Consider the following 18753-nt stretch of genomic DNA (forward strand, 5'->3'; position numbering starts at 1 on the left):
ACGATCCAACTCAAAAAAGAGAAATGCTGGGCTTATTCGGCAGCCGGAGAGACCGGCGCGAGGTTCATCGCCTTCAGCAGGGCTTCCTGATGCGTGGTGATATGCTGGCGCATGATCTGCGCCGCCTGGTTGCCGTCGCGCGCGGCGATCGCATCGGCAATGGCGAGATGCTGCTGCGCCGAGCGCATCTTGCCATCCGGTGTGCGCGCGCGCGCGCGCATGCTCTGCCACGAGGTGTCGTTGCGGATCTTGTCGATCACCTCGAACAGGTCGAGCAGCAGGCGGTTGCCGGCCGCTTCGGCCAGGCTGCGATGGAAGGCGCTGTCCCAGCGTTCCAGCGTCGCCGGCTCGGTGTCGAGGCTGGCGGTGGCGATGCGCTCGGCCAGACGGCGGATCATCGCGATCTGGTCCGCACTGGCACGATGCGCTGCCAGCTGCGCCATGCTGGGCTCGATATGCAGCCGCACTTCCATGATCTCGTAGAAATTCGTGCGGCTGGCCAGCCGGCTGAGCGACGGCGCGGAGGCCGACGGGGCAGGGCCGATGAAGGTGCCCTTGCCCTGGCGGCGCCAGATCTTGCCTTCGGCCTCCAGCTCGGCCAGCGCCTGGCGGATCACGCGGCGACTCACGCCCAGTCGGGCGGAGAGATCGCGCTCGGTCGGCAGCGGGGTTTCGGGATGCGGGGCGTGTTCGACCAGCAGTTTGCGCAGCACGCCCAGGGCCTCGACGGCCGAGGAGACGCGCAGGGTGGTGGGGGGCGACATTTCGTTCATGTCCCCGAACCTAAACCCAATGGTTTAGGCAGGACAACTGCAAATCATTGCTTTAATTGCCAATTAAATGCCCAATACGCTGCCTCTTATGGCATTTTGATCGCCTGAACGACGAACCATTTCCCAGATTGGTTCAAAGAGGTCCAACCCCGCTGCGGCCCAGCTCCGGCATCGGTGAATCTGGAGGCGGGAGCGGCTATTGATTTGTCGACACTGACCCGGTACACACCGCCTCGCGCCGGGCAACCGGTGCTGCTGCCGGATCATTTGATTCGCGCAGCCACAGGCCGACCCCATCGTCTAGAGGCCTAGGACGTCACCCTTTCACGGTGAAGACACGGGTTCGAATCCCGTTGGGGTCGCCAGCTTACCTGGCTGGTCTGACCAGGCCATTCACGACATTCCAGATGCACCGCCCAGCTCAGGCTCGCGCCTGCGCGTGCGGGAGGTTTATCGCCTTGACCTTCCCACACGGTAAGGACTTAGATTTCACTCATGAGCCGTCGAGGACAAGCGAATCATCAGCCCAGCAGACTGCGCCGTTTTGGCACAGTCTTGGCGCTGCTCGGCCTCATCTTTGCCAGCACCATCGCTTCGATCTCGCACAGCATCGCCATGCCGATGATGGCCGGCGCGGTCCTGCAGTCGGTTGAGCAGGACAGCGCGCCGGGTGGTCATTACATGGCCAGAATGGCGCATGACTGCGAGAGTGAAGCAAGCGCGGAGGCCGCGCCGCAACAGCCGCAGGGCCCCTGCGATGAAGGCTGCATGCTATGCAATGACTGCACGATGACGAGCTTCACGCTGATATCGCCGATCGGCGTTGGCCTGGCCGAAGGCTACAGCATCTATGCGCCGGCTGCCGTTCTTGTCCCGGCGAGCATTACACCTCCGTCTCCCAGTGAGCCTCCGAGAGTCTGAGCCACAGCACATCTGCGCCTGACGCCACAACCGTCAGTCGCAGTCGGAGTTTGTTGCTCAACGTCGTGAGGTATTTCCATGTCTTCCCGCATGCAGTCGGCAGCTTTTACGTTGCTGATGCTGACACTCGGTCTGGCTGAAGCGGCCAGTGCCGGTGACAAGCGCCCGGATCCCGCGGATCCAGAGGCTGTTGTTCCGCCGCATCGCTACGTCTCGAATTTTACGTCCTACCGTCAGCCGCAGCTCGAACAGAAGCTCGACTGGCGTCAGGCCAATGACACCGTCCGCGATGTCGGCGGCCATGCCGGCGCCTTGAAGGGCGCACCCACGCAGGCAGCCGGGCAGCCTGCCGATCAGTCGCCCGCACATCACAGGCCAGCGATGCCTCACGCAGGGCATGCCGGTCATGGAGGGCATAAGCCATGAGCGCGAAGATCACGTTGCGACGCGTGACAGCGTCGGTTGCGCTTGTCGCCCTTCTCGCGGCCTGCGCCAGCCCGGTGGCGAATGGCGCGTTTGACGAGGTGGCAGACACCACCGAGCAGCGCATCGGCAAACGCCCGCTCTGGATCAAGAGCGAACAGGAAGAGCAGACGGTCCGCGAGGCGTTGGACAGGCTGCTGGCAAAACCGCTGACGGCCGACGATGCTGTTCAGGTCGCGTTGCTGAACAACCGGCGCCTGCAGGCCGGTTTTGCCGAACTGGGCATCGGCGCCGCTGACCTGACCAGTTCATGGCGTCCGGCAAATCCGGGCTTCACCTATGGGCGCCTGCGCGGCGGCGGCGAGACCGAGATCGAACGCGCTGTCACGCTTGATGCCCTGAGCCTGCTGGTGCTGCCCATCTCGGCCGGGATCGAAAGCCGGCGATACGAGCGCACCAAGCTCAACACAGCAACGGAAGTCCTGTCGCTGGCTGCCCGCACCCAGCGCGCCTGGTATGAGGCGGTCGCGGCTGAGCAGATCGCAAAATATGCCGTGGATGTCCGGGAAGCGGCCGATGCGCAGGCCGAACTGGCGCGGCGCATGAAGCAGGTCGGCAATTTCTCCATGCTGGCCTATGCGCGCGAGCAGCTGTTCTACGCGGATACCACAGCCCGTGTCGCAAAGGCACGCATGGCCGCCACCGCCGCCCGCGAACGGCTTGGCCGTCTGATGGGGCTATGGGGCAGGGATATGGCATTCAAGCTGCCCGAGCGCCTGCCTGACATCCCGAAGCAGCCGCGTGACATCGAGAATATCGAGGCCAAGGCAATTGCCGAGCGGCTCGATGTGCGGATGGCCAAAGCCAATGCTGAAGCGACGCGCAAGGCCAATGGCCTGACCCAGGCGACACGCTTCGTCAATGTGCTTGAAACCGGCTTAATGCGGAACAGCGAGACCGGCAACAAGGACAAGACTGGCTACGAAATCTCGATTGAAGTACCGATCTTCGATTTCGGCGATGCCAAGGCGACCAAGGCGGAGAATCTGTACATGCAGTCGGTCAACCTGCTGGCCGATACCGCCATCAATGCCCGCTCGGCGGCCCGAGAAGCCTATACCGGCTACCGCACGGCTTACGACCTCGCGCAGCATTACGCGTTCCACATCATCCCGCTGCGGCAGAAGGTCTCGGAGGAAATGGTGCTGCGCTACAACGGCATGCTGATCTCGACATTCGAGCTGCTGGCCGATGCCCGCGACCAGATTGCCGATGTGAGCGCCGCGCTCGAAGCGCAACGCGATTTCTGGATCGCCGATACCGATCTGACCTTTGTCACCATTGCACCCGTAGACGCATCGGGCAGCCCGTCCTCCCTGGGGATGGTGGCTGCGCGATCCGGCGCGGCTGGTCATTAAGGAGGCCATCATGCTGTCACGTCGTACCCTGTTTGCTGCCGCTGCTTCCGGCATTGCTGCCACAGCCGTCAGCCGCACGGCTCTCGCGAACCTGCCTGACCCGGTCTATTCGCCAGGCCCGAAAACCGCGCCGCCGCCACAGCCCTCCAGCGGTCGGCCGTTCAACCCGGTTGTCACCCTGAATGGCTGGTCGGCGCCCTGGCGCATGAATGGTGACTGGAAGGAATTCCATCTCGTTGCCGAACCTGTCGTGCGCGAACTGGCGCCGGGTATGAAGGCCAATCTCTGGGGTTATAACGGCAGTTCACCCGGTCCGACCATCGAGGCAGTCGAAGGCGACAAGGTGCGCCTGTTCGTCACCAACAAGCTGCCGGAACACACCACCATCCACTGGCATGGCCAGCTGCTGCCGTCGGGCATGGATGGCGTCGGCGGTCTGAGCCAGCCGCATATCAAGCCGGGCGAGACTTACGTCTACGAGTTCCAGCTCAGGAAATCCGGCACCTTCATGTACCACCCGCATGCCGATGAAATGGTGCAGATGGCCATGGGTTTGATGGGCATGTTCATCGTGCATCCGCGCGATCCGAACCAGTATCGGGTGGACCGGGATTTCGTCTTCCTGATGAGTGCCTATGACATCGATCCCGGCGCCGCCACGCCCAAAGTCGCCGAGATGCTGAACTTCAACCTGTGGACCTGGAACAGCCGGGTCTTTCCCGGCATCGACAGCCTGCCGGTGCGGCTCGGCGATCGCGTGCGCATCCGCTTCGGCAACCTGACCATGACGAACCATCCGATCCACCTCCACGGCTATCACTTCTCGGTCACGGGTACGGATGGCGGCTGGGTGCCACCTTCGGCGCGCTGGCCGGAAGTCACCATCGATGCGCCGGTGGGTGCGATGCGTGCTTTCGAGTTCGACGCCGATGCGCCGGGCGATTGGGCATTCCACTGCCACAAGTCGCATCACACCATGAATGCCATGGGCCATGACGTGCCCACCATGATCGGCGTCGATCATCGTGGCATGACCAAGCGGCTTGTCTCGCTGATTCCCGATTACATGACGATGGGCGAACGTGGCATGGCCGATATGGGTGAGATGGAGATGCCGCTGCCGGACAACACGTTGCCGATGATGAGCGGCAGCGGGCCGTTCGGTCCTCTTGAGATGGGCGGCATGTTCACCGTGGTGAAGGTGCGCGAGGGGCTGGCCCGTGGCGATTACCGCGATCCCGGCTGGTACAGGAACCCGCCTGGGACAGTGGCCTACAAGCTCAATGCCAGTTCGATAAACGCGGCACCCCAGCCGCCCAAACCCACGCACAACCACTAAGGAACAGTCCCATGTCGTCTATTTTCCTAAAGGCCGCTTTCACCGTTGCGACTGCCGTGGTCATTCCTGTCGCCGCTCTGGCCCATGGTCCGGAAGCGCATTCACCCGTGGGGGAACCCGGCAAGGCCAGCGCCGTCACCCGCACCATCGACGTCAAGATGAGCGACACCATGCGGTTTCATCCGGAAAACATCTCGGTCCGGCGCGGCGAGACCGTGAGGTTTGTGGTGAAGAACGATGGCCTCGAGCCGCACGAATTCATGCTCGGCGAGATCAAGGCGCTGCAGGAGCATGCCGAGGTGATGCGCAAGCATCCGACTATGGTGCATGACGAGCCGAACGCCATCACCGTGAATCCCAGCCAGACCGGCGAACTGGTCTGGACATTCACCACATCCGGTCGTGTCGATTTCGCCTGCCTGATTCCCGGCCATTTCGAGAAGGGCATGAAGGGCGACATCCGGGTTTCACAATAAGGGGTACTGACATGAAGTTCAGTGCATTCGCGTTCGCCGCAATCCTGCTGGCGTCTGCCGCCAGCTTCGCCCAGACCGGCAAGACGGAGGGCGATATTCGCAAGGTCGATCCGGAGACCGGCAAGATCACTTTGCGCCACGGTCCGATTGAAGGCGAGTTGGAGATGCCCGCCATGAGCATGGTGTTCCAGGTCAAGGACGCGTCCCTGCTCAACAGGCTGAAGGTCGGCGACAAGGTCGCGGCCACGATCTCCAAGGAAGACGGCGTCTTCTACATTCAGTCAGCCGAGAAGAAATGAGGACAGCCATGAAAGCAGTTATCGCCAGCCTGTTGGTTCTCATGGGATGGGCAGGCACCGCCCATGCGCAGCATCAGCATGGCAGCGGCTATGCCGCCATGGCGACGCGGCCCATCAAGGCGCTGTCGGAGGACCAGATCACGCAGCTCAGGGAAGGCCGGGGCATGGGGCTGTCCCTGCCGGCCGAACTGAACAGCTATCCCGGACCGATGCATGCGCTCGAACTGGCCAATGCACTCAGGCTCACGCCGGACCAACGCACGCGACTCAACGCGATCAAGCAGCAGATGAGCAGCAGGGCCATTGCCCTGGGCCATCAGGTGATCGCTGCCGAGGCGCAGCTCGATCGCGCTTTCGCCTCAGGCCAGGCCGACCCGTCAGCCGTCGTCCAACAACTCTCCGATATCGGGCACCTGAACGGCGAACTGCGATCCGTTCATATCCTGGCGCATATGGAAACGAGAGCACTGCTGACGCCCGACCAGGTGGCGCGGTATGACGCGGAGCGCGGGTATCGGCCTGCCGGTCATCAGGCGCCGCAGCGGCACAATTCAGGAGAACACCGGCGGCAGCATTGACAACCTCCGGGGCATCATGTGGTCAGCGCCTACTGCGAACGACATCGCTGCTGTCGTCTGACGGTTTCCCGCGAGTTTTGGAGCAGAATCTGACCGATTCGTATTTAATTCTTAATCCATTCAAGATTGCAGCGAGGCGAAACCTGGCCATATAATCTGGGTAGAGACTAGATTATGCCTGCGCCGACCAAACTCGCTCAGCTGAACGACCTGCTCAACAAGGCGGAGCTGCATGGGGTGGCCATCATCCGCAAGATGGCCGAGCCGGAGAAGTTTGCCGCCAGCTTCGATCAGTTCCGCGGCTATATCGACGAGATCGACAAGTTCTACGTGCTGGTCGACCTGGTGGAAGACCAGTTGCCGCTGTTCGAGGCCGCGCGGCGCGACAAGCTGGCGCATAACCTGGTGAACCTGCGCTGGCAGGTCTGCATCGTCGAAGTCAACGCCACGCGCATCTTCATCCTGCAGATCGGCGAGAAGGGGCGCAGCATGCCGTTCGGCAGCCGCGACTTCCTGCAGCGCCGGCGCGACCGGCTGGGCGACATCGACCTGTTTTACGACCGCTTTGGCGAGCAGCACGGCTTGCCCAAACTGCAGGCCGAACTGGTCGACACCGTGCGCCGCCTGCTCGACAACGTGATCGGCAAGAGCAGCTCGCTGCCCGACCTGCTGGCGGACGCGATGGAGCAGAGCCGCGACGAACCGGTTATCCAGCAGCCGCGCCTGCGTTCTCCGGGCGAGATCACCGGCAGCGTCACCCAGAAGCGCAGGCCGGCCGAACTGAAGGTCAAGGTGGTCTACGGTCGCTACTATGCCGATGGCATGTCGCTGCAGGCGGTGGCCGAGGCTTGTGCTGAATCGAAGATGACGATGGACCAGCTGGCGCAGCAGCTCGGCGTCAACCGCACCCAGCTCGGCCTGATGCTGAATGGCGCCGATGCGATGTCGAAGCGGATTTATGAGGACCTGCGCGATTTCCTGCGCAAGGGCTGAAAGTCCCTTCAAGCAAAATCAATAACTTGCCTTACGACGGAATGGTTGCTATAATGTTCCGAGTGGCCTTATGCTGCTTTTTAAGTAATTGAATTTACGTCGAAAACAGAAATTAAGCAGAAATAAGTACCGAATAAGCCGGAATACGCCGAAACAGACTGCGGGCAAGGCCGGGAATGACTGGATCAGGCGTCCTGACGGGAAAGAACAGCCGCTTCCGATGAGCAGGGACACCTCCATGATCCGGGTCACCGGCCGCATCAGTCTCGATCCGCGCGAGCTGGAGATCAGCTTCATCCGCGCATCGGGGCCGGGCGGGCAGAATGTCAACAAGGTGTCCAGTGCCGTGCAGCTGCGCTTTGACGTGCGGCAGTCGCAGGCCTACAGCGACGATGTGCGGGCCCGGCTGGAAAAGCTGGCCGGCAACCGGCTGACGCTGGACGGCGTGCTGGTGCTGACGGCGCAGGAACATCGCAGCCAGGAGCGCAACCGCGAGGACGCGATCGAGCGGCTGCTGGGCCTGATCCGCGCGGCGGCCGTCGTCCCCAAGGTGCGGCGGGCGACCCGGCCGACGCTGGGCTCGAAGAAGCGCCGCCTGGAATCCAAGAGCAAGCGGTCGGGCGTGAAAAGCATGCGCTCGCGCCCCGGGATGGATTGAGTATGATGTTCGCCGCGATCATGCCACATTCCCCCAGCAAGACAGACGGGCCATATCCCATGACGAGTCCGTCCCGCCAGATGTTTTCCCGCACACCCGCCTTTGTCTTCGCGACCACACTGCTGGTCGCGCCTGCGGTTTTTGCCGCCGACCCGCCGGATCTCGCCAAGCAGGCCGAACCGCAGGTCGGCATTTTCAGTTTCGTGCTGGAGAACGACCTTTTCTACAACACCGACCGGCGCTACACGAGCGGGTCGCGCCTGAGTTACCTGACGCCGAAGAACGGCGAGCCGGAATGGCTGCGCGATCTGGCCTATGAAGTGCCGATGCTGGCCTGGCACAGCGATATCCGCGTCGAATATTCCATCGGCCAGAATATGTACACGGCGTCGAACAAGCTGCTGCGCGATCCGCCGCGTGATGATCGCCCCTATGCCGGCTGGCTCTACGGCTCGGTTGGTGTGGTTGCGCGTACCGGACAGGTGCTCGACCAGTTCTCGGCCAGCGTCGGCGTCGTCGGCTCGGCCTCGCTCGCGCATGAGACGCAGGATTTCATCCACTCGATCGTCGATTCACCCGAGGCGCAGGGCTGGAGCAAGCAGCTCAAGAACGAACCGACCCTGCAGCTGACCTACCAGCGCAGCTGGCAGTCGCCCGAATTCAAGCTGCCGGGCGGTTTCGGCATCGATGCCACGCCGCATGCGGGCGCCGCCATCGGCAATGTCTACGACTATGCCAATATGGGCATGATGTTCCGCTTCGGGCAGAACCTGCCGATCGATTACGGTCCGCCGCGCGTGCAGCCCAGCCTGCCGGGCTCGGGCTATTTCGAGAAGGCGCCGGGCGGTTTCGGCTGGTATCTGTTCGCCGGTGTCGATGGCCGCGCCGTGGCGCATAATATCTTCCTCGATGGCAACACCTTCCGCGACAGCCGCAGCGTGGAGAAGGAAAACTTCGTCGGCGATGCGCAGTTCGGCCTCGCCGTGGTGGTGGATGGCGTGCGGCTGGCCTACACGCATGTGTTACGCACGCGTGAATATGTCGGCCAGGATGCCAGCGACCAGTTCGGCGCGTTCAGCGTGTCCTTTGCTTTCTGACCGGTAAGCGGCTCAGCCCAGCGGTGCCGTCCGGGCTCTCGCCCTTGTGACCCGATAGCGCTTGCCCGCGAGGGCGATTTACGGGAATTTTATGGCATGCGCCGCTTCGGTTTTTTCCGCCGCCTGCACCAGGCCGCCCTTGTGGCTGTCCTGGTCTTTGGTTTGCTGCCAAGCGTTCAGGCGCAGCCATCGGGAAACGACCTCGTCGATGCCGCGCTGATCGCCGAGCCGCAGAGCATTCGCGCCGGTCAGCCGTTCTGGGTCGGCGTGCGCCTGCGCATGGCCGAGCACTGGCATACCTACTGGCGCAACCCGGGTGACTCCGGCCTCGCCACTGAAATCAGCTGGGCCTTGCCGCCGGGCTTCAGCGCCGGACCGATCGTCTGGCCCGTGCCGGAGCGTATCCCGGTCGCGCATCTGGTCAATTATGGCTACGAGGGCGAGATCGTTCTGCTGACGCAGATCACGCCGCCGGCTGCATTGCCGGGTGGCGATGTGCCGCTGCGCGCCGATGTGAACTGGCTGGTCTGCCAGAAGGAATGCATCCCCGGCGAAGCAACCGTCGATCTCGCGCTGCCCGGCGGCAATGGCGACATCAATGCGGCGACGAAATCTGCGTTCGATGCCGCGCGCCAGAAGGTGGCACAGGTCTCGCCCTGGCCGGCGCGCATGCAGATGACCGATGGCGGCTTTGTCCTGTCGGTTGCGGCAGCGGGACTGGAGGCCGGCCGCATCCGCGAGGCAACATTCCTGCCGCACCAGGAATCGATGATCGAGCATGCCGCCGCCCAGCTGCTTAGCATCGACGCCAATGGTCTGGCCCTGAGGATGCAGCGCGGCAGCTTCGCCACAGCCGGCCTGCCGCAGCAGACCGGCGGCCTGCTGCTGATCACGGAAGACATTGGCGGCAAACTGCAGCAGCAGGCGTTTGAATTCTCCCAGATCGCCTATGGCGCAGCACCTGCTGTCGCCACAGTTGCCGATTGGGCCACCGTGCTGCAGGCGGCGTTGCTGGCTTTGCTGGGCGGGGTGCTGCTCAACCTGATGCCCTGCGTCTTCCCGGTGCTGTCGATCAAGATACTTGCGCTGGTGTCGCACAGCGGCCAAGACGGAGAAAAGGCGCGCAGGGCGCAGATACGTCGTCATGGCATCGCTTATACACTCGGCATTCTCGTCAGCTTCGCGGCGCTGGCTGGCCTGCTGCTGGCGCTGCGTGCCTCTGGTGCGCAGATCGGCTGGGGCTTCCAGTTGCAGATGCCGCTGGTGATCGCGCTGCTGGCCTATCTGCTGTTCGCCATGGGCCTCAGCCTGTCGGGCGTGTTCCATGTTGGCGGCAGTTTCGCCGGCATCGGCGACGCGCTGACGCGGCGCGGCGGTTATCAGGGCTCGTTTTTCACCGGTGTGCTGGCAGCCGTCGTCGCCACGCCCTGTACCGCGCCGTTCATGGCCACCGCAACAGGCTTCGCTTTGACCCAGCCGGCGACTGTCGGCATCGGTATCTTCCTCGCGCTGGGTTTCGGCCTGGCACTGCCATTCCTGATTCTCACCCTGGTGCCGCAACTGGCCGACCGTCTGCCGCGTCCGGGCCTGTGGATGGAGCGCGTGAAGCAGGCGCTGGCGTTTCCGCTTTATGCGACTGTCGCCTGGCTGATCTGGGTCTTGAGCCAGCAGGTCGGACAGCAGGGACTGCTGACCGCCATGCTCGGCCTCGTACTGGTGGCGGCTGCGGCCTGGAGTTTTGGTTTGCGCGGACGTGTGGCGATGGCAAGCGCCGCGCTTCTGCTGGTTGCCGCCGCCGGGGCGCTGTACAGCACCGCGCGCGATCCTGCGGCACCGGCTGCATCGGTGGCCCAGACTCAGCCGGGTGGTGCGACGACCGAAGCCTTCAGCCGCCAGAAGCTCGATGGCCTGCTGGCGCAGCAGACGCCGGTCTTTGTCAACATGACGGCGGCCTGGTGCATCACCTGCATGGTCAACGAGCGCACGGCGCTGTCGAGTGACACCGTGCAGGCCGCCTTCCGCGAGCGCAGCATCGTCTACATGAAGGGCGACTGGACCAACCAGGATCCCGAAATCACCCGCGTGCTGGAACAGAACGGCCGCAGCGGCGTGCCGCTCTATCTCTATTACGCTGGCGGCAAGAGTGTCGTGCTGCCGCAGATTCTCACCCCGGCCATCGTGCTCGAGCATCTCGACCAGCTCGACCGGCCGCAGAAAAGTGTGTCGCTTTCCAACCCAACCCTCAATCCTCAACGATAGGAGCATGCAGTCATGACCATCTCTCGTCGCATCCTGCTTTCCGCCGCCGCCATCGGCGCTGTTGGTCTGCTGGCCATCCCGCAATTCGGCAATGCCTCATCCGGCGTTCAGGTTGGCCAGCCGGCACCGGCCTTCAGCGTCAAGGACACCAACGGCAAGACCGTCTCGCTCGCCGACCTCAAGGGCAAGACCGTGGTGCTGGAATGGTCGAACCACGAATGCCCCTTCGTGAAAAAGCACTACACCGGCAACAACATGCAGACGCTGCAGAAAAAATGGACCGGCCAGGAGGTGGTCTGGCTCACCATCGTCTCCTCGCCGGTGGGTGAGCAGGGCTATGTCGATGCCGGCCAGGCCAACAAGCTGACCACCGAACGCGGTGCCGCCCCGTCGGCCGTGCTGCTCGATCCGAAGAGCCAGATTGCCCGTGCCTATGGCGCGACGGTGACGCCGCATATGTACGTGATCGACAAGACCGGCAAGCTGGCCTATGCCGGCGGCATCGACGACAAGCCCTCGGCCCGCATTGACGACCTGAAGGGTGCGAAGAACTTCGTCGATAGCGCCCTGACCGAACTGGCGCAGGGCAAGGCGGTCAGTACCACCACGGCACGTCCCTATGGCTGCACGGTGAAATACGCGTCGCCGTCGGCCTGATCCTGATATCGCTCTGAAATGGAAACGCCCGGTTCTGAACCGGGCGTTTTCTTATTCGGCGGCCTGCGGGACTGCCGGACGCAGGCTGGCCTCGAAATCACCCAGCATGTTGCCCAGCGACTGGCCGTCCGGGTCGGCCAGCGCGGCGGTGCGTGCCTGCACCAGCGCATCGGTCGCGGCAGTCGTCGAGAGGCGGTGCTCCAGCGCCGGCAGGATCACACGATCGCGGATGCGTTCGAAATTGCCGGCGCCACGTTTGAAGGTATCGCCATAGCCCTTGATCAGCCGGGCGCAATCGACGATCTCGCGGGCCAGATGGAGATTCAGCGCGGCGGCGCGGCGGATCAGGTCAAGCCAATCCTCGATACGGGCCTGCTCCTCGGCGTAACGCGCGCTGCGCGGCCGCCAGCCCCGCAGGCCGGCCAGCATCCGCAGTTTCAGATAGCCGCCGATGCGGTTGGACTGCACGGTCATCGCCAGATGCAGCTTCTCGGTCCAGCCCCTGCGTTCGCAGAGTGCGATCACGCTGCGCGCCATGGCCGGCGGCAGCAGCGAGGCGATCTCTTCCACGCCGGGTTTGAGAAATTCGGCTACGGTATAGGGCTGGCCGGGTTTCACGCGCTGCTCGCGTTCGATGGCGGCAAAGCGTTCGGGTTTCAGCTTCAGTTGCGCGACGCGGATCACGTCTTCGAAGCTCATGCGCAGCGCCAGATGCCGCGCGGTCTCATTGGCCAGCGCCTCATCGCCCAATTTCGCGACGGTATCAAGGCGGTCGAGATAGAGGCGGGCGTAAGCCACGCCCTGATAGTCGACCAGACGCTTGATGCCTTCGGCGGCAAATTTCTGCACGGCCATCGGCAGGCGCGCGATACGGTCGGCCAGCGCCGGCATAGCGGCAGCCGGTGGCAGCGACGACAGTACGTCGGCGCGTGCCTCGATCTCGTTCTGGCCATGGCTGAGGCCGAAGCGGAAGCCGGCGAGATTGCTTTCCACCGCTTTGCCCTCGGTGCGGATGCCGTCCTCGAAGGCGGCGGCGTCTAGCGGCAGGGTGCCGGAGCCGGCCAGCGCACCGAGCAGCACGGCATTCAGGATGCTGCCGGCATCTTTCGCGGCCTGGTCCATGTCGAACAGGATGGTGTGGCGGGCATGGTCTTTCGCGGCCCGGAACAGCTTGCCGGTGTCGTAACGGCCGTCGCCCATGGCGCTTTTCTCGGCCACGGCAAAGATGCGATGCGTGGAGGCGATCAGCAGCGTACGGTCCGGCGAGACAAAGCCGTTGGCGATGGCGCGACCGGCCTCGACGAATTCACTGGCGATCATCACGTCGACCTGGCCCGGCATCGGGTTCAGGCACATCACCGGGCGCTGTGTCGTCTTTTCCGGCCAGATCTCGATGTAGTAGGTGGTGGCGCCGGTGCGCTGGGCGACGCCGGGAATGGATGTGCTCTGCACCGGATAGCCGGCGCGTTCGGCGGCATCGACGATCCAGCCGGTCAGCACGCCGCCGCCTTCGCCACCCATGGCGGCGATCAGGATGCAGAGAGGGCGAGTCTGATTCATTTTACTCTCCCGCAGCCGGCATGGGCGCAGGTGCAGCCTTGCTGCCGCCGAGCCAGCCGATCACGGCGCGATGCAGGCGGTCGCTGAAGCGGTCCCACCAGCCCGGGTTATGCACGATCTCGGTCTTGTAAAAGGACGGGCACAGCACGGCGGCATGCGCCACCTCACCGCAATGGCCGCAACCGACGCAGCCGCTGTTCACGCTGGCCACCGGATCGGTGCGCAGCGGGTCGGGATTGGGCTTGATGGTCAGCGACGGGCAGCCCGACAGGCGGATACAGGAATGGTCGCCGGTGCAGACCGCGTCGTCGATACCGAAGCGGGTGCGTAGCACGCGCTCTCCCGACTTCAATGCCTTGGCCTCGTCGCTGCGCAGGCGGCGCTGACGTGCCAGCTGGCATTCGCCTTCGGCCAGGATGATCTTCAGGCCCTTGGTCGTGGTGGTGAGCGCGTCACGCAGGGTCTCGCGCATGGTGCCGAGGCTGTAGGAGCGGATGCGTTTGACCCATTTGACGCCGAGCGCCTTCACCGTCGTCTCGATATCCGAACCGCTGGCGAGGCCGTCGACGCGGTTGCCGGCCGAGGAGGGAATGTACTGCACGCCGGTGGCCGACGTGTAGCCGTTCTGCATCACCACCAGCACGCCGTCGCCACGATTGAACATGGCCGAGGCCACGCCCGACAGCACGCCGTTATGCCAGAAGCCGCCATCGCCCATGATGGCGAGTGAACGCGTGTTCATGAGCGGTCCGACGCCAGCCGCCGAGGCCAGCGACATGCCGTAACCGAGAATGGAATGACCCAGCGAAAACGGCGCGAAGGTCGCCAGTGCATGGCAGCCGATATCGGCGGCGACATGCACCTTGCCGATCTCGCGCTCGACCAGCTTGATCGCTGTGAACACTGGCCGCTCGGGGCAGCCGGTGCAGAAGGTAGGCGGGCGCAGCGGCAGGTTGGTGCCGATGAGCGTCTGCGCGGTCTTGCGATTTTCAAGCGCACCATTGAATGCGGCGTCGGCGGCAGACACATCGATCTGCGGCTGCTCGGTCTTGACGAAGGCGAGCAGGCCGCGGGTCAGCGCCTCGATGGAATATTCGCCAGCCGCCGGCAGCATGCCCTTGCCATGCACGCGGGTATTCACATCGGCACGGCGCAAGGCAGTGTGCAGCGCCTGCTCGATATAGTCCGGCGAGCCTTCCTCCACCATCAGCACGGCGCGCTTGCCGGTGCAGAACTGCACCAGCTGCTCCGGCACAAGCGGGTAGGTGACATTCAGCACCAGCGTCGGTACGCGGCTGTTGCCGAAGGCATCGGCCAGGCCGAGATTCATCAGTGCGCGGTTGAGCGCATTGTACAGGCCACCCTGCACGACAATGCCGATCTCCGATAGATCGCCCGGCATGGTCTCGTTCAGCCCGCGCTCGAGGATGAACTTGCGCGCCGCCGGCAGGCGCTGCTCCAGCTTGAGCTTTTCCTGCATGAAGGTGGCGGGTGGATGCGCGAGGCGGTCGTAGTTGAAGGCCGCGGGGCCGGGCAGGCGGCTGTTGCGCGAGACTTTCGCCGGCTTGTTGTTCTTGGCCGGGAACTCGCCGGTGACATGGCAGGCGCGGATGCGCAACTCCAGCATGACCGGCGTGTTGGTGGCTTCGGAAAGTTCGAAACCCTCTTCGACGCAGCGGGTGATCATCGGCAGGTCGGGGCGCGGATCGAGCAGCCAGATGGACGACTTCATCGCATAGGCGTGGCTGCGTTCCTGGATCACGCTGGCGCCTTCGCCGTAGTCTTCACCGACCACGATCAGCGCGCCGCCGGCGACACCGGGAGAGGCAAGGTTGCTGAGCGCGTCAGACGCCACGTTGGTGCCGACGATGGCCTTCCAGGTGACGCAGCCACGCGCAGGATAATGGATCGAGGCGCCGAGCAGGGCGGCAGCCGAAGCTTCATTCGTGCAGGTTTCGAGATGGATGCCGAGATCGTCGAGCATGTCCTGCGCCTGCACCAGCACGTCGACCAGATGCGATACGGGCGCGCCCTGGTAGCCGCCGACATAGGAGACGCCGGACTGCAGGATGGCCTTGGTGACGGCGAGAATGCCTTCGCCGCGGAAGATGTCGCCATCACCCAGACGCAGCGATTCAATCTCTTTGGCGAAAGAGCGTTCCATTCGATTCCTCCCAAGCGCGCGGAATCTTGCACCGCACACTCGCAGGGTCAAGAAATTAGTTTGGTATCCAACAAAACAATCTGGACAGCCCCCGCCGGGCCGGGCTACGCTGCCGCCGCAAAAACAAAAAAAGGGCTGTCAGGTTTCGCTGACGGCCCGCAAGCGGAGGAAACACATGACCAGCAAACGCCACAGTTATGTCTGTGCCGCAGCCCTCGGGCTCGGTGTCGCGCTCGGCCTCGCCGCCGTTGCGCAGCCCGCCATCGCGCAGGACAAGCCTGTGAACCTGCGGCTCGGCCACTGGCTGCCGCCGTCGCATCCCCTGCATCCGGCTTTCACCGAATGGGGCGCTTCGCTGGAAAAGGCGACCAACGGCACGGTGAAGACGCAGATTTTCCCGGCGCAGCAACTCGGCCAGGCAAAAGACCATTATGACATGGCGCGTGACGGCATTGCTGACATCACCTATGTGAATCCAGGCTATACGCCGGGCCGCTTCCCGGTGATCGCCGGCAGCGAAATCCCGTTCCTGTTCTCGAACGGCAAGAGCGGTTCGGCCGCGATCGATGCGTGGTATCGCAAGTATGCCGAGAAGGAAATGAGCGACGTGAAGGTCTGCATGACCTTCGTGCATGATCCGGGCACCTTTCACAGCAAGATCAGGATCGCCAAACCGGATGATCTGAAGGGCCACAAAATCCGTCCCGGCAATGCCTCGGTGGCTCGTCTGGTGACACTGGCTGGCGGCACCAACGTGCAGGTCACCGCACCGGAAGCCCGCGATGCGCTGGAACGCGGCCTGGCCGATGCGATCAGCTTCCCGTGGGGCAGTGTGTTCATCTTCGGCTTCGAGAAGGCCGTGAAGTATCACATGGACGCGCCGCTCTATATCAGCAACTTCGTGCTGGCGGTGAACAAGGCAGCCTATGGCAAGCTGTCGGCGAACCAGAAGAAGGCATTTGACGCGCATTGCACTTCGGAAATGTCGGAGAAGGTCAATACGGCCTGGTCGGATGCCGAATCTTCGGGAAAAGCCAAGATGCTGGCATTGCCGGGACATGAAGGCGTGAAGCCGAGCGACAGCGATATCGCGGCCTGGCGCAAGCTGTCGGATGAAATGACCAAGGCCTGGTACGAAGACGCCAAGAAGGTTGGCGTCAACGGCGAACAGGCGCTGAATGAATTGAAGGCGGAGCTGAAGAAGCGCAACGCTGCCTTCTGATCGTGTAAAGCCTGCGTAAAAAGGGCGGCTGCGGTCCGACAATGGCCGCAGCCGCCCAATTTATTCTAGAATGACGTGATTCGGATTCCGCAGTGCTGCCGCGTACCGGCAGGGGGAGCTGCCTCATGAAGACATTCATCTCATGAAAACATTGATCGACAAGGCCGAGCTGGTGGCCGGGCTGCTGCTCGGCGCTATCGCCGTGCTGACCTTCGTGGCCGTGATGTTGCGCTGGCTGGTCAACTATGGCCTGCCGGACACCTTCGATTTCTCCCGTCTGCTGCTTGGCACCGCGATGTTCTGGGGCATCGCGCTAGCCGGGTTTCACAACCGCCATATCCAGGTCGACGGGTTCTGGGAAATGGCGCCGGCCTGGGGCAAGCGCCTGATCGACATTTTCGCCACGCTGGTGACGCTGGCGTTCATGGCGCTGTTCACCTGGATGCTGGAAAGCAAGGTCAGCAGTGTGTTTGCCAGCAACGAACAGACTTTCGATCTGCGCCTGCCTGTCTGGCCGTTCCATGCCGTGGCGGCGCTGGGTATCGCGCTTGCCACCGTGCTACTGGCATTGCGTCTGTTCCGCCTGATCACCCGGCGGGAAGGGGCCTGACGCAATGGATCAGGATTTTGTCACCATAGCCGGCTTCGTCGTCCTCTTCGTATTGATGATGCTGCGTGTGCCAGTCGGCGTCGCCATGGGCATAGTCGGCGTTGGCGGTTTCGGCATTCTGGCCGCCACAAAGCCAGCGCTGAACCTGCTGGCACAATCGCCGATCCGTGTTGCCACCGATTACGATCTCGCCGTCATCCCGATGTTCATCCTGATGGGCAGCTTTGCCACCGCTGCCGGCATGAGCCGCGAACTGTTCCGCGCCGGCGAGGCCTGGCTCGGCCATCGTCGCGGCGGCCTCGCCATGGCGACTGTGATGGCCTGCGCCGGTTTCGCCGCGATCAACGGCTCGTCGGTGGCCACAGCCGCCACCATGACCAAGGTGGCGCTGCCCGAGATGCGACGCTTCGGCTATCACCCGGGCTTCTCGACCGGCGTGATCGCTGCGGGCGGCACGCTCGGCATCATGATCCCGCCGTCCGTGGTCTTCGCGCTATATGGCATCCTGACCGAGCAGGATATCGGCAAGCTGTTCATCTCCGGCATCCTGCCCGGCCTGCTCGCCATCGTGCTGTATATCATCACCATCCAGATCGTTGGCTGGTGGAAACCCGATCTGGTGCCACGCGGCCCGAAGACCAGCTGGCGCGAGAAAATCACCTCGCTGCGCGACATCTGGGCCACTGTGCTGCTGTTCGCCGGTATCGTCGGCGGACTTTATGGCGGCGTGTTCACCGCGACCGAGGCGGCCGGCTGCGGCGCCTGCGGCGCGCTGATCATCGGCATCCTGCGTGGCCGGCTGCGCTGGACCGAGATCAGGGAAAGCCTGATCGATGCCGTGCGCACCGGCGGTTCGATCTTCACCATCGTGGTTGGCGCTTTCCTGTTCGGCTATTTCCTGGTGATCACCCAGACGCCGCAGAAGGTGAGCGATTTCCTCACTGCCCTGCCGGTCGGCCCCTACGGGGTTCTCACCCTGATCCTGATCATGTACCTCATCCTCGGCGCGCTGATGGACGAATTGGCGATCATCCTGGTCACCGTACCGATCATCTATCCGGTGATGATGCAGCTCGGTTTCGATCCGATCTGGTTCGGCGTGATCATCGTGATGGTCACCACGCTGGGCATGGTGATGCCGCCGGTCGGCATCAATGTCTTTGTCATCAACTCGATCGCCCGCGACATCAGCCTGTGGGAAATCTACAAGGGCGTGATGCCGTTCATCCTGGTCGATCTGATCCGCCTGGCGCTGCTGGTGATCTTCCCTGCGATTGCGCTTTGGCTGCCCGGGAATATGAACTGA

18 protein-coding genes and 1 tRNA gene are annotated in these 18753 nt (G+C 63.4%); 15 read left to right on the forward strand and 4 right to left on the reverse strand.

Translation table 11 applies throughout. From position 1 onward, the window contains the following. Positions 1-32: 32 nt before the first annotated feature. Positions 33-764, reverse strand: a complete 732-nt coding sequence (locus FNB15_RS15855; protein WP_144069644.1) for a FadR/GntR family transcriptional regulator — start codon at positions 762-764, stop codon at positions 33-35. Positions 765-1062: 298 nt separating this feature from the next. On the opposite strand from FNB15_RS15855, the gene FNB15_RS15860 reads away from it, so the two are divergent. Together FNB15_RS15860 and FNB15_RS15865 are read left to right on the forward strand one after the other, a co-directional pair. Further along, a tRNA-Glu gene (locus tag FNB15_RS15860) sits at positions 1063-1138 on the forward strand. 190 nt (positions 1139-1328) lie between these two features. Continuing rightward, complete coding sequence (locus tag FNB15_RS15865) at positions 1329-1694, forward strand: hypothetical protein (RefSeq protein WP_144069645.1); 366 nt, start codon at positions 1329-1331, stop codon at positions 1692-1694. Positions 1695-1751: 57 nt separating this feature from the next. Here FNB15_RS15865 and FNB15_RS15870 read toward each other — a convergent pair whose 3' ends face one another. Then, positions 1752-1997, reverse strand: a complete 246-nt coding sequence (locus tag FNB15_RS15870; RefSeq protein WP_144069646.1) for a hypothetical protein — start codon at positions 1995-1997, stop codon at positions 1752-1754. Positions 1998-2116: 119 nt separating this feature from the next. On the opposite strand from FNB15_RS15870, the gene FNB15_RS15875 reads away from it, so the two are divergent. From FNB15_RS15875 to FNB15_RS15920, 10 genes are all read left to right on the forward strand, one after another. Next, positions 2117-3535, forward strand: coding sequence for a TolC family protein (locus FNB15_RS15875; protein ID WP_221932664.1), 1419 nt, complete (start codon positions 2117-2119; stop codon positions 3533-3535). Between the two features lie 10 nt (positions 3536-3545). Continuing rightward, entirely contained in the window at positions 3546-4874 is a 1329-nt protein-coding gene (locus FNB15_RS15880; protein WP_144069647.1) for a multicopper oxidase family protein, read from the forward strand. A gap of 11 nt (positions 4875-4885) precedes the next feature. Continuing rightward, positions 4886-5350 (forward strand): cupredoxin domain-containing protein, encoded by a 465-nt coding sequence (locus FNB15_RS15885; protein ID WP_144069648.1) that lies wholly within the window; start codon positions 4886-4888, stop codon positions 5348-5350. An 11-nt stretch (positions 5351-5361) separates the two neighbouring features. Continuing rightward, positions 5362-5649, forward strand: coding sequence for a copper-binding protein (locus tag FNB15_RS15890; protein WP_144069649.1), 288 nt, complete (start codon positions 5362-5364; stop codon positions 5647-5649). Positions 5650-5657: 8 nt separating this feature from the next. Next, positions 5658-6227 carry a Spy/CpxP family protein refolding chaperone gene (locus FNB15_RS15895; protein ID WP_185973578.1) on the forward strand — a complete coding sequence of 190 codons (570 nt, stop codon included), beginning with the start codon at positions 5658-5660 and terminating at the stop codon, positions 6225-6227. Positions 6228-6401: 174 nt separating this feature from the next. Next, positions 6402-7220 (forward strand): hypothetical protein, encoded by an 819-nt coding sequence (locus FNB15_RS15900; RefSeq protein WP_144069651.1) that lies wholly within the window; start codon positions 6402-6404, stop codon positions 7218-7220. A 238-nt stretch (positions 7221-7458) separates the two neighbouring features. After that, positions 7459-7878, forward strand: a complete 420-nt coding sequence (gene arfB, locus FNB15_RS15905) for an alternative ribosome rescue aminoacyl-tRNA hydrolase ArfB (RefSeq protein WP_144069652.1) — start codon at positions 7459-7461, stop codon at positions 7876-7878. A gap of 59 nt (positions 7879-7937) precedes the next feature. Further along, positions 7938-8975, forward strand: a complete 1038-nt coding sequence (locus FNB15_RS15910) for a lipid A deacylase LpxR family protein (protein ID WP_246068702.1) — start codon at positions 7938-7940, stop codon at positions 8973-8975. A gap of 96 nt (positions 8976-9071) precedes the next feature. After that, on the forward strand, positions 9072-11234 hold the full coding sequence (locus tag FNB15_RS15915; RefSeq protein ID WP_144069653.1) for a protein-disulfide reductase DsbD family protein: 2163 nt from the start codon (positions 9072-9074) through the stop codon (positions 11232-11234). A gap of 12 nt (positions 11235-11246) precedes the next feature. Beyond that, on the forward strand, positions 11247-11891 hold the full coding sequence (locus tag FNB15_RS15920; RefSeq protein WP_144069654.1) for a thioredoxin family protein: 645 nt from the start codon (positions 11247-11249) through the stop codon (positions 11889-11891). 51 nt (positions 11892-11942) lie between these two features. Here the strand turns inward: FNB15_RS15920 and FNB15_RS15925 are convergent, their stop codons facing one another. Then, positions 11943-13451, reverse strand: a complete 1509-nt coding sequence (locus FNB15_RS15925) for an indolepyruvate oxidoreductase subunit beta family protein (RefSeq protein WP_144069655.1) — start codon at positions 13449-13451, stop codon at positions 11943-11945. 1 nt (position 13452) lies between these two features. Beyond that, positions 13453-15615 carry a thiamine pyrophosphate-dependent enzyme gene (locus FNB15_RS15930; RefSeq protein ID WP_144069656.1) on the reverse strand — a complete coding sequence of 721 codons (2163 nt, stop codon included), beginning with the start codon at positions 15613-15615 and terminating at the stop codon, positions 13453-13455. Positions 15616-15790: 175 nt separating this feature from the next. Here FNB15_RS15930 and FNB15_RS15935 point away from each other — a divergent pair, with 175 nt between their 5' ends. The 3 genes from FNB15_RS15935 (at position 15791) to FNB15_RS15945 (ending at position 18753) form a co-directional block, all read left to right on the forward strand. Then, on the forward strand, positions 15791-16837 hold the full coding sequence (locus FNB15_RS15935) for a TRAP transporter substrate-binding protein DctP (RefSeq protein ID WP_144069657.1): 1047 nt from the start codon (positions 15791-15793) through the stop codon (positions 16835-16837). 142 nt (positions 16838-16979) lie between these two features. Beyond that, on the forward strand, positions 16980-17447 hold the full coding sequence (locus tag FNB15_RS15940) for a TRAP transporter small permease (RefSeq protein ID WP_144069658.1): 468 nt from the start codon (positions 16980-16982) through the stop codon (positions 17445-17447). Between the two features lie 4 nt (positions 17448-17451). Beyond that, a complete protein-coding gene (locus FNB15_RS15945; RefSeq protein ID WP_144069659.1) occupies positions 17452-18753 on the forward strand; it encodes a TRAP transporter large permease in 1302 nt (433 codons plus the stop codon).

This window comes from Ferrovibrio terrae (genome assembly GCF_007197755.1).
Classification (GTDB): Bacteria; Pseudomonadota; Alphaproteobacteria; order Ferrovibrionales; family Ferrovibrionaceae; genus Ferrovibrio; species Ferrovibrio terrae.

Excerpts from the sequence above, each read along its gene's own strand:
- FNB15_RS15910 (WP_246068702.1), top strand. The coding sequence starts at position 7,938 with ATGACGAGTCCGTCCCGCCAGATGTTTTCCCGCACACCCGCCTTTGTC.
- FNB15_RS15895 (WP_185973578.1), top strand. The coding sequence starts at position 5,658 with ATGAAAGCAGTTATCGCCAGCCTGTTGGTTCTCATGGGATGGGCAGGC.
- FNB15_RS15930 (WP_144069656.1), bottom strand. The coding sequence starts at position 15,615 with ATGGAACGCTCTTTCGCCAAAGAGATTGAATCGCTGCGTCTGGGTGAT.
- FNB15_RS15920 (WP_144069654.1), top strand. The coding sequence starts at position 11,247 with ATGACCATCTCTCGTCGCATCCTGCTTTCCGCCGCCGCCATCGGCGCT.
- FNB15_RS15945 (WP_144069659.1), top strand. The coding sequence starts at position 17,452 with ATGGATCAGGATTTTGTCACCATAGCCGGCTTCGTCGTCCTCTTCGTA.
- FNB15_RS15880 (WP_144069647.1), top strand. The coding sequence starts at position 3,546 with ATGCTGTCACGTCGTACCCTGTTTGCTGCCGCTGCTTCCGGCATTGCT.
- FNB15_RS15900 (WP_144069651.1), top strand. The coding sequence starts at position 6,402 with ATGCCTGCGCCGACCAAACTCGCTCAGCTGAACGACCTGCTCAACAAG.
- FNB15_RS15925 (WP_144069655.1), bottom strand. The coding sequence starts at position 13,451 with ATGAATCAGACTCGCCCTCTCTGCATCCTGATCGCCGCCATGGGTGGC.
- FNB15_RS15870 (WP_144069646.1), bottom strand. The coding sequence starts at position 1,997 with ATGGCCGCCGACATCGCGGACGGTGTCATTGGCCTGACGCCAGTCGAG.
- FNB15_RS15935 (WP_144069657.1), top strand. The coding sequence starts at position 15,791 with ATGACCAGCAAACGCCACAGTTATGTCTGTGCCGCAGCCCTCGGGCTC.
- arfB (WP_144069652.1), top strand. The coding sequence starts at position 7,459 with ATGATCCGGGTCACCGGCCGCATCAGTCTCGATCCGCGCGAGCTGGAG.
- FNB15_RS15875 (WP_221932664.1), top strand. The coding sequence starts at position 2,117 with ATGAGCGCGAAGATCACGTTGCGACGCGTGACAGCGTCGGTTGCGCTT.
- FNB15_RS15890 (WP_144069649.1), top strand. The coding sequence starts at position 5,362 with ATGAAGTTCAGTGCATTCGCGTTCGCCGCAATCCTGCTGGCGTCTGCC.
- FNB15_RS15940 (WP_144069658.1), top strand. The coding sequence starts at position 16,980 with ATGAAAACATTGATCGACAAGGCCGAGCTGGTGGCCGGGCTGCTGCTC.
- FNB15_RS15915 (WP_144069653.1), top strand. The coding sequence starts at position 9,072 with ATGCGCCGCTTCGGTTTTTTCCGCCGCCTGCACCAGGCCGCCCTTGTG.
- FNB15_RS15885 (WP_144069648.1), top strand. The coding sequence starts at position 4,886 with ATGTCGTCTATTTTCCTAAAGGCCGCTTTCACCGTTGCGACTGCCGTG.
- FNB15_RS15855 (WP_144069644.1), bottom strand. The coding sequence starts at position 764 with ATGTCGCCCCCCACCACCCTGCGCGTCTCCTCGGCCGTCGAGGCCCTG.